This window comes from Marinobacter sp. OP 3.4, from assembly GCF_036224885.1.
Taxonomy (GTDB): Bacteria; Pseudomonadota; Gammaproteobacteria; order Pseudomonadales; family Oleiphilaceae; genus Marinobacter.
The window spans coordinates 25740-39872 of sequence record NZ_JAVVLT010000118.1 but is presented as its reverse complement, the minus strand read 5'-3'; the positions used below and the strand labels follow the sequence as shown (position 1 = coordinate 39872).

The 14133-nt window shown below is 63.3% G+C and carries 11 protein-coding genes and 2 pseudogenes; all 13 read right to left on the bottom strand.

From position 1 onward, the window contains the following. Positions 1 to 97: 97 nt before the first annotated feature. The 13 genes and pseudogenes from RO069_RS20245 to RO069_RS20190 all read right to left on the bottom strand — a co-directional run bounded on the left by RO069_RS20245 (position 98) and on the right by RO069_RS20190 (position 14126). Complete coding sequence (locus RO069_RS20245) at positions 98 to 1447, bottom strand: replication-associated recombination protein A (RefSeq protein WP_328189879.1); 1350 nt, start codon at positions 1445 to 1447, stop codon at positions 98 to 100. Continuing rightward, positions 1447 to 2085 carry an outer membrane lipoprotein chaperone LolA gene (lolA, locus tag RO069_RS20240; RefSeq protein WP_328189877.1) on the bottom strand — a complete coding sequence of 213 codons (639 nt, stop codon included), beginning with the start codon at positions 2083 to 2085 and terminating at the stop codon, positions 1447 to 1449. The genes RO069_RS20245 and lolA overlap by 1 nt, the downstream gene beginning before the upstream one ends. 18 nt (positions 2086 to 2103) lie before the next feature. Next, a pseudogene (locus RO069_RS22155) lies at positions 2104 to 3663 on the bottom strand (DNA translocase FtsK); the annotation flags it as partial. Between the two features lie 477 nt (positions 3664 to 4140). Then, positions 4141 to 4539: pseudogene (locus tag RO069_RS22150) on the bottom strand (DNA translocase FtsK 4TM domain-containing protein); the annotation flags it as partial. 192 nt (positions 4540 to 4731) lie between these two features. After that, positions 4732 to 5955: an O-succinylhomoserine sulfhydrylase gene (locus tag RO069_RS20230; protein ID WP_328189874.1), complete on the bottom strand. Its 1224-nt coding sequence runs from the start codon at positions 5953 to 5955 to the stop codon at positions 4732 to 4734. 13 nt (positions 5956 to 5968) lie between these two features. Continuing rightward, positions 5969 to 7492, bottom strand: coding sequence for an amidophosphoribosyltransferase (purF, locus tag RO069_RS20225; RefSeq protein WP_328189873.1), 1524 nt, complete (start codon positions 7490 to 7492; stop codon positions 5969 to 5971). A 48-nt stretch (positions 7493 to 7540) separates the two neighbouring features. Then, positions 7541 to 8119, bottom strand: coding sequence for a CvpA family protein (locus tag RO069_RS20220; protein ID WP_328189872.1), 579 nt, complete (start codon positions 8117 to 8119; stop codon positions 7541 to 7543). Between the two features lie 158 nt (positions 8120 to 8277). Then, complete coding sequence (locus RO069_RS20215; RefSeq protein ID WP_328189871.1) at positions 8278 to 8985, bottom strand: SPOR domain-containing protein; 708 nt, start codon at positions 8983 to 8985, stop codon at positions 8278 to 8280. A gap of 141 nt (positions 8986 to 9126) precedes the next feature. Beyond that, positions 9127 to 10440, bottom strand: coding sequence for a bifunctional tetrahydrofolate synthase/dihydrofolate synthase (folC, locus tag RO069_RS20210; RefSeq protein WP_328189870.1), 1314 nt, complete (start codon positions 10438 to 10440; stop codon positions 9127 to 9129). Next, a complete protein-coding gene (accD, locus tag RO069_RS20205) occupies positions 10427 to 11362 on the bottom strand; it encodes an acetyl-CoA carboxylase, carboxyltransferase subunit beta (RefSeq protein WP_328189869.1) in 936 nt (311 codons plus the stop codon). Before accD ends, folC begins: the two co-directional genes overlap by 14 nt. A 41-nt stretch (positions 11363 to 11403) precedes the next feature. Beyond that, the gene (gene trpA / locus RO069_RS20200) at positions 11404 to 12216 is read right to left on the bottom strand and encodes a tryptophan synthase subunit alpha (RefSeq protein ID WP_328189868.1); all 813 of its coding nucleotides are present in this window, start codon (positions 12214 to 12216) and stop codon (positions 11404 to 11406) included. Positions 12217 to 12262: 46 nt separating this feature from the next. Continuing rightward, positions 12263 to 13471 carry a tryptophan synthase subunit beta gene (trpB, locus tag RO069_RS20195; protein WP_442915402.1) on the bottom strand — a complete coding sequence of 403 codons (1209 nt, stop codon included), beginning with the start codon at positions 13469 to 13471 and terminating at the stop codon, positions 12263 to 12265. Next, complete coding sequence (locus tag RO069_RS20190) at positions 13464 to 14126, bottom strand: phosphoribosylanthranilate isomerase (RefSeq protein WP_328189867.1); 663 nt, start codon at positions 14124 to 14126, stop codon at positions 13464 to 13466. Before RO069_RS20190 ends, trpB begins: the two co-directional genes overlap by 8 nt. Positions 14127 to 14133: the final 7 nt, after the last annotated feature.

Sequence of the window (14133 nt, the reverse complement as noted above, 5' to 3'; positions counted from 1 at the left end):
GCCGCGTCCCCCGTTAAGGTATGACAGGCAATTGCGAAACAGGGACCGGTAAAAGGAACGGATGCGTGAAGCTCCGGCGATCCGTGGTTGGTCCGTGTCAGGACTGGTCGGACGGGTAACGCTGCCGCTGGCTGGCGCTGTTCATGGCATCCAGGCGCTGGCGCTTCTCCCCGAGCTTGATCTCCAGCCCCCGGGGCACCGGCTCGTAATAACGGCGCTGGTGGATATCCTCGGGCAGGTAGGCTTCACCGGCGGCGAAGGCCTCGGGTTCGTCGTGGGCGTAACGGTATTCCTCGCCATAGCCCAGGTCCTTCATCAACGAGGTGGGGGCGTTGCGGATGTGGACGGGCACCTGGTAATCCGGGTCCTGGCGGATATCCGCCATACACCGGTTGTAGGCGCTGTAGACCGCGTTGCTCTTGGGGGCCAGGGCCATATAGGTCACCGCCTGGGCCATGGCCAGCTCGCCCTCGGGGGAGCCCAGGCGCTCCTGCACCTCCCAGGCATCCAGGCACATGCGCAGGGCCCGGGGGTCGGCGTTGCCGATATCCTCGGAGGCGATCCTCACCAGCCGGCGGGCCACGTAGAGCGGATCGGCGCCGCCATCCAGCATGCGGCACATCCAGTACAGGGATGCGTCCGGGTCCGACCCACGCACCGCCTTGTGGAGGGCGGAAATCTGGTCATAGAACACGTCCCCGCCCTTGTCGAAACGGCGCAGGCTGCTCTGCAGGACCTGCTCCAGCACCGCCTCGGTAATTTCCGGGCGGCCATCGGCACCCGGTTCCGCCAGGTCGGAGGCCACCTCCAGCACGTTCAGGGCCCGGCGGGCATCACCACTGCCGGCGGCGGCCATCATGGCCAGCACCGGATCACCGACGGTGACCCGGTCCGCCAGGCCATCCTCCGCGTGCAAAGCCCGTTTCAGCAGCCCAACCAGGTCAGGCTCCTCGATATTCTTGAGCACATACACCCGGGTGCGGGACAGCAGGGCGCTGTTGAGTTCGAATGACGGGTTCTCCGTGGTGGCACCCACAAAGATAAAGGTGCCGTCCTCAATATGGGGCAGGAAGGCGTCCTGCTGGCTCTTATTGAACCGGTGCACCTCGTCCACGAACAGCAGGGTGTCCCGCCCTTCCGCCTGCTTGCGGCTGCGGGCCCGCTCCACGGCGGCGCGGATATCCTTGACCCCGGACAGCACCGCCGACAGGGTTTCGTACCCCATATCGCCGACACTGGCCAGCAGGCGGGCGAAGGTGGTCTTGCCCACGCCGGGCGGCCCCCACAGGATCATCGAGTGGAGCTGTCCCTGCTCCACCGCCTGTCGCAGCGGTTTGCCGGGTCCCACCAGATGGGCCTGACCCACGTATTCATCCAGGTTGCGGGGCCGCATGCGGGCCGCCAGCGGTTCGAACCCGCGCTGCTCCCCGAACAGGCTGTCCTGCATTACTGCATTCCCTGGATCACATCCACCGACTCCGGGTAATCCAGCTTGAACGCCACGTCCGGCACCGGCTGATTGATGCGGATATTGCCGAATTCCAGCTCCGTGCGCTGGCCCAGGGAGTCCTCCAGACGCATGGCCTGAAGCTCGTCATCGTAGAAGGTCAGGGTCAGGGACAGGAACAGGGAGTCCTCGCTGCGGGGCACCAGGGTGTATTCCCGGGTGTGGTCGCCGTAGCGGGCCTCGCTGATCTCGTAGGTTTCCGCCAGACCATCGGTCTCGCCACTGAGCAGCAGGGCCGGGGTGGTGCTGACCTGCTCATCCAGGTCCTGGATGGTCACCTGTTCCAGGTCCGGGTCGTACAGTTCCACGGTCTCGCCATTACTGACGATGAACTGGTTGGTGGGAGGCTCGGTTTCCCAGTAGAACAGCCCCGGCCGCTTGGCCTTTAGGGTGCCGCTGGTTTGCTGGATCACCCGGCCCTGGTCATCCGCCACGGTCTGGGTGAAGCCGGCCTGGAAGGTGGAATAGCTGCTCAGGGTGTCGGCCAGGCGTTCGGCGGCCTGCTCCTGCGCCCAGGTGGCGGCGGAGAACAGCACCAGTGCTGCCGTGGCCAGAATTGTGCGACCCGCTTTGATCATTCAGTACCTCCTGAGAACTCAGGGTTTCGGGGGTGGCGGCGCAAGGACTTCCCTGGCGCCATTATGGCCGGCGGGGCTGACCACACCGGCAGCTTCCATGGCGTCCACCAGGTTCGCGGCCCGGTTGTAGCCGATCTTGAACTTGCGCTGCACCGAGGAGATGGACACCCGCCGACCCTCGGTGACAAACGCCACCGCTTCATCGAAGAGCGCATCGCCCTCGCTGTCGCCGCCACCCTCGGACAGGGTGGGCACACCGGGCAAGTTCTCGCCCTCCGCTCCATTAAGGACATCGTCCACGTATTCCGGTTCCCCACGGGCCTTCCAGGCATTGACGATACGATGCACCTCGTCGTCATCCACGAAGGCGCCGTGGACCCGCACCGGCAGGCCGGAACCCGGTGGCAGGTAGAGCATGTCGCCATGACCCAGCAACTGCTCGGCGCCGCCCTGGTCCAGTACCGTGCGGGAGTCGATCTTGGAGGACACCTGGAAGGAAATCCGGGTGGGGATGTTGGCCTTGATCAGGCCGGTAATGACATCCACCGACGGGCGCTGGGTGGCCAGGATCAGGTGGATGCCGGCTGCCCTCGCCTTCTGGGCGATACGGGCGATCAGTTCTTCCACCTTCTTGCCGACGATCATCATCATGTCGGCGAACTCGTCAATCACCACCACGATAAACGGCAGGGTTTCCAGCTCAGGCCGCTGCTGTTCGTCGTTGTCCAGGTACTCGTCCGGCTTCCAGAAGGGGTCGAGGAGCGGCTCGCCCGCCGCCCGCGCGTCCTTCACCTTGCGGTTGTAGCCGGCCACATTCCTGACCCCGAGATTGGCCATCAGCTTGTAGCGGCGCTCCATCTCGGCCACACACCAGCGCAGGGCATTGGCGGCGTCCTTCATGTCCGTCACCACCGGCGACAGCAGGTGCGGGATCCCTTCATAGATGCTCAGTTCCAGCATCTTCGGATCCACCATGATAAAGCGCACATCCTCCGGCGTTGCCTTCAGCAGCATACTGATCAGCATGGCGTTCACGCCCACGGATTTACCGGAACCGGTGGTGCCGGCCACCAGCAGGTGGGGCATCTTGGACAGGTTCGCCACCATGGGGTTGCCGCCGATATCGTTACCCAGGGCCAGGGTCAGGGCCGAGGAGGATTCGGTGAACACTTTCGCCCCGAGCACCTCGCTCAGGCGCACCATGTCACGCTTTTCGTTGGGAATCTCGATACCCACCACGGACTTGCCGGGAATGACCTCCACCACCCGTACACTGAGCACCGCCAGGGAGCGGGCCAGGTCCTTGGCCAGGTTGGAGATCTTGCTGACCTTCACGCCCGGCGCCGGCTTGATCTCGAACCGGGTGATCACCGGGCCGGGATTGACCTCGACCACCTCCACGGAAACGCCGAAATCCGCCAGTTTCTCTTCCAGCATCCGCGACATGTGTTCCAGGGATTCCTCGGAATAGCCCTGGCCCTTGTGCTCCTCCGGCGGATCCAGAAGGGTCAGTGGCGGTATCGGGCTCTCCAGGTCCTCAAACAGGGACGCCTGTTTACGGGTCTCCGCCTTCTCCGACTCACTGACGTCGTCCCGCTTGAAGGGCGAGATTTTCACCTTGCTGTTATTGGCCGCATCCGTCTTCTTACCGTTGGCCTTCTTCGGCTTGGGTGTCGGCGCCTCGTCGTCCCGGGAACTGAAACTCTCCAGGATCACCGGCTCATCGTCGTCCAGCCCCCGCCGCGCGGACATGGGGTCCGCCCTGGGCCGGGAGACCTCGTCGTTATCGTCACCCTTTTTCCCGCCAAAGGGCCACAGCCAACGCCACCAGGGCCTGCCAGGTGCCTCCTCCCCTGCCCCGGTGTCGGTCAGCACGGGGGGCTCAGGTGCGGGATTCACCTTGCGGGCAGGTTCCGGCCTGTCGTCTTCGCCATCGGAGGATTCGCTGGGGGTGAACAGGTCCCTGAGCCAGAGCAGGCCCTTGAGCGTGTAGCCGCCCACCGCGTCCATCAGCCGGAACCAGGACAGCCCCGTGGTCACGGTCAGGGCAAACAGGAAGATGGCCACCAGGATCAGGGTGGTGGCGGGCAGGTTGAAGAACCGGACCATGGCGGAGGAGACCGCCTGCCCCAGCACACCGCCGGAGGTTGCCCCCAGGCCGAACAGGGAATACAGGGCCAGCAGGCTGCAGGCGGACAGCAGGATCAGCAGGAAGCCCCCGGCCCTCATCAGCAGCAGCGGCCAGTGCATTTCCAGGGGGTCATGACGCAGGCGGATCAGCAGCAGGGCGTACCCGGCCACCATTAACGGGAACAGATAGGACACCTGCCCGAACACGTCCATCATCAGGCTGGCCAGCCAGGCGCCGAAGCGCCCCGCGGCGTTATCCACGCTGACCTGATGGCCAATGGAGGCCCAGCCGGGATCCGACGGGCTATAGGTGGCGAGGGCCATAGCCAGGAAGATGGTCAATGCGATCAGTGCAATGACCAGGCCTTCCCTGGCGCCCTGGGCGACCAGCCGGCGAAACCGCTGCTGTTTTTCCGTGAGCGCCACTGGGGCCGCTTCTTGCTTGCCAGTCTTAGCCATGAAGTCCGGAGACGATCCTCTGCTGATGAAATGGCGAAAACAATGATACCGCCGGCATCAAGTCTCCAGGGCCTGCAGGCCCCGGCGCATGTCGTTCTTCAGGTCTTCAAGGGCTTCAACGCCCACCGACAGCCGGATCAGGTTATCGCTGATGCCGGCCAGGGCCTTGTCCTCCGGGGACAACCGACCGTGGGTGGTGGTGCCCGGATGGGTGATCGTGGTTTTCACGTCACCCAGGTTGGCGGTGATGGACACCATGCGGGTGGCATCGATAAAGGCCCAGGCCTCCGGCTGACCGCCACGGACGGTGAACGACAACACACCACCGTAGCCATCCTGCTGCCGACTCGCCAGCTCGTGCTGGGGATGGCTCTCCAGACCCGCGTAGTAGACCTTTTCAACCGCGGGCTGCTGTTCCAGCCAACGGGCCAACTGTAGCGCATTCTCACAGTGGGCACGCATACGGATTGGTAAGGTTTCCAGACCCTTATGGAAGATCCAGGCATTGAACGGGCTCATGGTGGGGCCCGCCGACCGCAGGAAGCCGAACACCTCTTCCATCAGCTGGTGATTGCCCACCACGACGCCACCCAGGCAGCGCCCCTGCCCGTCCAGGTACTTGGTGGCGGAATGGATCACGATATCCGCGCCATACTCGAACGGACGCTGCAGCACCGGTGTGCAGAAACAGTTGTCCACCACGAACAGGGCGTCGTTGGCATGGGCCAGCTCGGCCAATGCCGTCATGTCCGCCACCTCGCACAGGGGGTTGGACGGGGTCTCGATAAACAGCAGCCGCGTGCGGTCGGTCACCGCTTCCCGCCAGCCGTCCATATCGGTCAGGCCTACAAAAGTGGTGGCGACCCCAAACTTTGCCAGGTACTTCTGGAACAGCACGTTGGTGGTTCCGAACACGCCCCGGGAGCACACCACATGGTCGCCCTGCTCCAGCAACGCCATGCAGGTGGCCAGGATCGCCGCCATGCCGGATGCCGTGGCCACCGCACGATCGCCACCCTCCATGGCCGCAATGCGCTCCTCGAACGCCTTCACCGTCGGATTGGTGAAGCGGGAGTAGATGTTGCCGGGCTCGTCACCGCCAAAACGGGCGGCGGCCTGGGCGGCACTGCCATAGACAAAGCTGGATGTCGGGAAAATGGCATCGCTGTGCTCAAGCTCACTGGTGCGGTGCTGTCCCGCACGCACCGCGAGGGTATCCACGGATACCCCTTCCAGGTCCGGCTCCGGTATGAACGTGTGTTCTTCGCGGCGATGGGTCATGGTGTTACTGGCCTCAGTCTTCGTCGTTATGCAGGTCGATGATACCGTTGTCCTCGGGAAGGCCGGCCCGGGCCGCTTCCCTGACCTCGTCCCGGCGCAGGGCATCAAGCCGCGCCAGGTAGGCATCGTCCACATCGCCTGTAATGTAATTGCCATTGAAGACGGAACACTCCCAGCCCTCAATGTCCGGGTTCACATCATTGACACAGGAAATCAGGTCATCCAGATCCTGGTAGACCAGCCAGTCCGCACCGATCAGTTCCTGGATTTCCTCCACCGTGCGGTCGTGGGCGATCAGTTCCTGGGGCGACGGCATATCGATACCGTACACATTGGGATAACGCACCGGGGGCGCGGCGGAGGCGAAATACACCTTGCGGGCGCCAGCATCCCGGGCCATCTGGATGATCTCGTGGCAGGTGGTACCGCGCACAATGGAATCGTCCACCAGCATCACGTTCTTGCCCCGGAACTCCAGGTCAATGGGGTTCAGTTTCTGGCGCACGGACTTCTTGCGCATGGTCTGGCCGGGCATGATGAATGTGCGGCCGATGTAGCGGTTCTTGATAAAGCCTTCCCGGAATTTCACCCCCAGCCGGTGCGCCATCTGCAGCGCCGAAGTCCGGCTGGTGTCGGGGATGGGCATCACCACGTCGATATCATGGTCAGGCCGTTCCCGCAGCACCTTGTCGGCCAGGGTTTCGCCCATGCGCAGGCGGGCCTTGTAGACCGACACCTTGTCCATGATGGAATCAGGACGGGCAAAGTACACATGCTCGAAGATACACGGATGCAGGCTCGGAGCCTCCGCGCACTGCTCGGTATACAGGGTGCCGTCGGTTTCAATGTAGACCGCCTCGCCCGGGGCGATATCCCGCACCAGACGGAAGCCGGCGGCATTGAGGGCCACGCTCTCGGAGGCAATCATGTACTCCTTGCCCGCGTCGGTTTCACGCACGCCATAACAGGCTGGACGGATGCCGTTGGGGTCACGGAAGCCGACGATGCCGTAACCGGTGATCATGGCGATCACCGCATAGGCCCCACGACAGCGCTTGTGTACCGCCCTGACCGCCGCGAAGATCTCATCCTTTGTGGGGTTGAGCTTGCCCAGCTTCTGCAGTTCGTGGGCAAACACGTTCAGCAGCACTTCCGAGTCGGAATTGGTGTTGATATGCCGCAGGTCGGTGCGGAACAGGTCCCGCGCCAGGTCGTCGGCATTGGTCAGGTTGCCGTTGTGGGCCAGGGTGATGCCGTAGGGGCTGTTGACGTAGAACGGCTGGGCCTCGGCGGAACTGGAGCTGCCGGCGGTGGGGTAACGGACATGGCCGATACCCACGTTGCCCACCAGCCGACGCATGTGCGAGGTCAGGAACACATCCCGCACCAGGCCGTTGTCCTTGCGCAGGAAAAACCGCTCATCCTGAAAGGTCACGATACCGGCCGCATCCTGGCCCCGGTGCTGGAGTACGGTCAGGGCGTCATACAGCGCCTGATTCACGTACTGTGTACTGACAATGCCTACAATTCCACACATGAGTGCTGTGTTCTCCAGAACATTAGATCAACTGCATTCAGGCGGTGATCAGAGACTCTCGGCACCGGACTCCAGTGCCCGGTTTCTGACTGCCTCGGATACCTTCTCCTGCACATCCTCGCCCGACGGTGCGGGTCCCAGGAAACGTTCGAATTCATCACCAAAGGTCCGCCGGGACCAGTCTTCCACCACGCCCAGGCGCTCTATCATCAGGGACTGCCGCCACCAGGTATCCTCCGCCAGTGGTGTGTACCGGGTGAAGGCAATGGCCACCACCACCACGACCACACCGCGCAACAACCCGAAGAACATGCCCAGTACCCGGTCGGTGGCGCTCAGCCCGGTTACCCGGACCAGATGGCCGATCAGGTTGTTGACGATGGCACCAACAATCAGCGTGGCGACAAACAGGATGGCAAAGGCGGCAATCAGGCGAACCAGCGGGGTTTCCACGGTACTGGCCAGCAGTGACTGCATCTGCGGATGGAAGGTCCGGGCAATGATGAACGCCGCCACCCAGGTGACCAGCGACAGCGCTTCCCTGACGAAGCCCCGTTTCAGGCTGATCAGGGTGGAAATTGTCAGCAGGGCGATAATGACCCAGTCGATCCAGATCAGCGCGTTCATGGGTAACCCGGTGATGAACAGGAAACGCGAATTCTATCAGGAATCACCGGCAACCCAAACCATCCGGGCACTTGTGGTTATCCCTACGGGACCGGGAACAAACGGGGCCCCGGAAGCTCCGGGGGAATATCAGGACAGCCCATGGGCGACGTTGATGATCAACCACCGCCCTCGGTCACCAGGGACTTGACGCCGAACGCCTTGTCGAGCACCTCCTTGGCCTTCTCGGCCTCTGCCTTCTCGGCAAAGGGACCGGAGAACACCCGAACCAGGCGCTGGTCATCACGGACCACTTCCTGCAGGTGGGCACCATAGCCGCGCTCCCGCACATTGTCCCGCAGGCGACGGGCGTTCTCCTCGTTGCCAAAGCTGCCCAGTTGCAGTACCCAGGCACCCTCTAGGGTACGCTCGAAATCCCCTTCCCCGGCGGTATCCGGTTCGGAGGGGGCGGAGGCCTGCTGATCGGCTGATGTCTGCCCCGCATCGCCGGCGTTGTCCGCCGATGCGGTGGTTGCCGACTCGGGGGGCGGTTCGGAAGGCTCTTCCTCCCCCACCAGTGGCTGCTCGACGGGGGCAACATTATCACCTTCACCAGCGGCCTGTCCCGGCTGGGTACCCATGGCCGGGTCCTCGACGATCTCCGGGGTGGGTGCCGGCTCCGTTTCCTCCACACGATAGTCCGGCACGCCACTCAGGGACTCATCCTGCTCGGGCACGGACACTTCCGGAAACGGTGGTTCTTCGGGAATATCCAGGGAACGGACGGCGCGTTCGTCGTGGGGCTCGTCAAACATCATCGGCACGAAGATCACCGCCAGTGAAATCAGCACCAATGCTCCGATAATCCGCTGCTTCAGTCCATTCACCTTACTTCGGCTCCCTGTTACAGGCCATGGTAGTGCGACCGGTCACAGCTGACCGGATACGCCGACGTCATGTGTGTGAATATAACCGCCACGGACCACCAACTCAAAGCGTCGTCCCATCCATGACGGAACCGTAAGGCGTTACCCCGCCGTGTCCGATGTTCCGTCTGAAAAATACCGCTTGCCTTCCACTACGGTAAAGAAGGACCCGAATACCAGCACCAGGTCGCCCTTCCCCGCCAACTGCATGGCATCGGCAATGGCATCCGCCACGTGACCGTGGATAGTGCTCTGTCCGTCCGCCAACTCCGGTTCCAGGCGTCCGGCCAGCGCCTCTCCCGACAGGCCACGGGGCATATCGAGCCCCGCCAGGAACCAGTGATCCACCTGCGGCGCCAGAACACGGGCCACTCCGGCGGAATCCTTGTCCTCCAGGCCGGCATACACCGCCAGCAACCGCCGATAGCCGCTGGCATCCCGCAATGTTTCAAGCCGACGGGCGAGCCAGCCGGCGGCGTGAGGATTGTGCCCCACATCCAAGAACACATCCGGCGAACGGGCCACCTGCTCAAAACGCCCCGGCAGGGTAACGCCGGCCAGCACCCGGGCCATCGCCCCATCATCCAGGCCCACGCCCAACTTCAGACAGGCCATGGCCGCAGCCGCCAGGCTGTTCAGAGGCAGGCTGTTGCCTGGCAGATCAATCCCGTGGCCATCAGCGGTCACCAGTTGTGCCCTACCCCCTGCCATGCGGATGTCATAGCCCTGCCCGGGCCGGAGCAGGCGAACGTTCTGGGCACTGGCCTGCTGCAGGATGGAGGACGGAGGATCGTCGTCCCCGCAGATGGCGGTCTGGCCCTGACGCAGGATACCGGCCTTCTCATAACCGATGGTATTGCGGTCGTTGCCGAGCCAGGCGGTGTGATCAAGGTCAACCGAGGTGATGATCGCCAGGTCGGCATCAAGGACATTGACCGCATCCAGGCGACCGCCCAGCCCCACTTCCAGCACCAGGTTGTCCACACCAGCCTCCACCATCACCAGGAAGGCGGCCAGCGTGCCAAACTCGAAATAGGTCAGCGAGGTGTTGCCCCGGGCCTTTTCCACCTGCCCGAACGCCCGGATCAGCGACTCGTCACTGGCATTATGGCCATTGAGGCGCACCCGTTCGTTATAGGTCAGGAGATGGGGTGAGGTATAGCAGCCGACGGTTTCGCCGGCGGCCAGCAACAGCGCTTCCAGGGCGGCCACGGTACTGCCCTTGCCGTTGGTGCCGCCAACGGTGATCACGCGCCCCCCGGGGCCCGAGGGCATCAGCCTGCGCAGTACCAGCAGGACCCGGTCAAGTCCCAGGTCCATCTCCACCGGATGGATGGATTCAAGATACGACAGCCAGCCGGACAGCCCGGCGCCCGCCCCCGGAGGAACAGGCGCCTTCCGGTCACTGCTCGGCATTGGCCGTGTCGGGTGAGTCCGGTCGTTCCGTCACCTCGAATTCGATGGGCTCTTCCTTCTCCGGCCGGTCCAGGTCGGTGAACTTGGCCAGGATCGACGCGATGCGTTCACGCATCTTGTGGCGATGAAGGATCATGTCGATGGCGCCGTGCTCCAGCAGGAACTCACTGCGCTGGAAGCCCTCCGGCAGTTTCTCCCGCACGGTCTGTTCGATGACCCGGGGTCCGGCAAAGCCTATCAGCGCATAGGGCTCGGCAATATTCAGGTCGCCCAGCATGGCCAGGCTGGCGGAAACACCACCGAACACTGGATCGGTCATCACGGAGATGTAGGGAATGCCCTCCTGCTTCATCCGCTCCAGCACGGCAGCGGTCTTGGACATCTGCATCAGGGACAGGATGGCCTCCTGCATGCGGGCACCACCAGACGCGGAGAAGCAGACCAGGGGGATGCGCTCCTCCAGGCAGATATTGGCGGCGCGGACGAACTTCTCGCCCACCACCTGCCCCATGGAACCCCCCAGGAAGTTGAACTCGAAGGCACAGGCCACCAGGGGAATGCCCAGGGTACGGCCACGCATGACCACCAGGGCATCCTTTTCACCGGTCGCCTTCTGGTTCTGGGCCAGCCGCTCCTTGTAGCGCCGGGTATCCTTGAACTTCAGGCGATCCCACGGCTCCAGCTCGTTGGCCACTTCCTCGCGACCATCGTCGTCCAGGAAGATTTCCAGGCGACGGCGCGCACTCACCCGCAAGTGATGGTTGCACTTGGGACAGACATCAAGGTTCTTGTCCAGCTCCGGCTTGTAGAGGAAGGCGCCACACTTGGGGCATTTCTTCCAGAGCCCCTCGGGCACACCGGTTCGCTGTTTGGATTCCGAGCGGATCTTGCTCGGCATGATCTTGTCTAGCCAGTTGCTCATTTTGTCATCCTGTCATTCCATGGAGGCTGAACGCGACGCCGTCAGGAGGCCAGCCCGTCCAGCGCTTCTCGCATTGGGTGCAGCAGATCCGTAAGCGCCTGTTTCAGCCCGGCCGGATCCGATTGATGGCGAGCTATTGTATCCACCAGCACGCTGCCGACTATTACACCATCGGATACCTTACCCACGGCGGCGGCGGTTTCCGCGTCACGGATCCCGAAACCGACACCCACCGGCAACGCGGTAATGCGATGGACATTGGCCACCTTGCGACCCACTTCCTCCACATCAATGGAGGCGGCACCAGTCACGCCTTTTATGGAAACATAGTACACATAGCCCGAAGAGTGTTCACTGATTGCACGGATGCGGTCATCGGTAGTGGTGGGCGACAGCAGGAAAATGGAATCCATCTGGCGCTGGGTGAACAGTGGCGCCACTTCATCGGCTTCCTCCGGCGGCAGGTCCACCGTGAGGATACCGTCCACGCCGGCATCCGCCGCGGCATCGGCAAATGCCTCGTAGCCCATGGCTTCCATCGGGTTCAGATAGCCCATCAGCACCACCGGCGTGTGGGGATCCTGCTCGCGGAAGGTCTTCACCATGGCCGTTACCTGACGCAGTGAGGTACCGTGTTTCAACGCCCGCTCGCAGGCCAGCGCAATCACCGGGCCATCGGCCATCGGGTCGGAAAAGGGAACGCCCAGCTCGATAATGTCCGCCCCCGCTGCCACCAGGGTGTGCATCAGTTCAACGGTCTGGTCCGGGTGTGGGTCACCGGCGGTAATATAGGGGATCAGCGCCTTGCGGCCCTGCTCCCGGAGAGTGTCCAGCACCCCTGCAATTCGACTCATGCGTATGCGTGCTCCTGTATCAGTGGATCCTGGTCCGGCACCGGGCTCAGACCTCAATGCCGTCAAGCTGGGCAATGGTGTGGATGTCCTTGTCGCCGCGACCGGAAATGTTGATCACTACCATCTGCTCCGGATCCATGTCGGCGGCCAGCTTGATGGCGTAGGCCACGGCGTGGGCGGTTTCCAGTGCGGGCATGATGCCCTCGACCCGGGTCAGCCGGCGGAACGCCGCCAGGGCTTCATCATCCGTTACAGACACATATTCCGCGCGGCCGATGTCCTTGAGCCAGCTGTGTTCCGGCCCCACGCCCGGGTAATCGAGGCCGGCGGATACGGAGTGGGTACCGGCGATCTGGCCGTTCTCGTCTTCCATCAGGTAGGTGCGGTTACCATGGAGGACACCGGGACGCCCTGCGGCCAGGGGCGCGGCGTGCTGGCCGGTCTCCAGGCCCAGGCCACCGGCCTCGACCCCGTAGAGCTTGACCGACTCGTCGGTCAGGAACGGATAGAACATGCCGATGGCATTGGAGCCACCACCGACGCAGGCCACCAAGGCATCCGGCAACTTGCCCGCCTGCTCCAGTGCCTGCTGCCGGGTCTCGCGACCGATGACTGACTGGAAGTCACGCACCAGCAGCGGATAGGGATGGGGGCCGGCCACGGTACCGATGATGTAGAAGGTGTCGTCCACGTTCGCCACCCAGTCACGCATGGCGTCGTTCATGGCGTCCTTCAGGGTGCGGGTGCCACTTTCGACGGCATGGACTTCCGCGCCCAGCAGTTTCATGCGATAGACGTTGAGGGACTGTCGCTGTACGTCCTCGGCGCCCATGAACACATGACATTCCAGCCCCAGCCGGGCACAGACCGTCGCCGTAGCAACACCGTGCTGGCCGGCGCCGGTTTCGGCGATAACCCGCGTCTTGCCAAGGAACGACGCCAGCAGGGCCTGGCCGATGGTGTTGTTCACCTTGTGGGCACCGGTGTGGTTGAGGTCTTCGCGCTTGAGCCAGATCTGGGCACCGCCGGTTTCCCGGGTCAGCCGCTCGGCAAAGTACAGCGGACTGGGCCGGCCGACATAGTGGGCCAGGTCCTTGTCGAAGGCCGCCTGGAATTCCGGATCCGTCTTCAGCCGGAGGTATTCCCGCTCCAGGGTCATCAGCGAATCCATCAGTGTCTCGGACACGAAACGACCGCCGTAGGCCCCGAAATGCCCCCGGGCGTCCGGCAGTTGGCTCAGCATTTCATCAGTCAGTTTGGTTGGCACGATTAACCTCGCTCAGAAACTCGGTAATTTTGGCGGCGTCCTTGATGCCCTTGCGGGTGCCTTCGGGTGTGCCGTCGGACGCCTCCACGCCGCCACTGACGTCCACACCCCAGGGCCGAACCTGCCGGGTGGCGGTGGCAACGTTAGCAGAGTTGAGACCGCCGGCCAATATCAGTGGCAAGGGACGCTGTTCCGGGATGACGGACCAGTCAAAACTCTGGCCAGTCCCGCCATACCGCTGGGGATCATACGTATCCACCAGCAATCCCGATGCCCGATTCCAGTCCCGAAAGGCATTTTCAATATCCTCTTCATTGCGGACCCGGACCGCCTTGATCCAGCGACGATGGAACTGGCTGCAGAAATCCTGTGACTCGTCGCCATGGAACTGCAGCAGGTCCAGGGGCACCCGGGCCAGCACCTGCTCCACTTCCATGCGTGTCGGATTGACGAAAAGCCCGGTCAGGGTGACAAAGGCCGGCAAGGCCCCGGCAATGGCCGCAGCCTGCTCCAGGGTCACGGCCCTTGGGCTGGCGCCGTAGAATACCAGCCCGATGGCGTCGGCGCCCGCCTCGGCCGCAGCCAGGGCGTCTTCCGGTCGGGTGATGCCGCAGATTTTGGTGCGTGTGCGTACTTGAGACACAACTGAC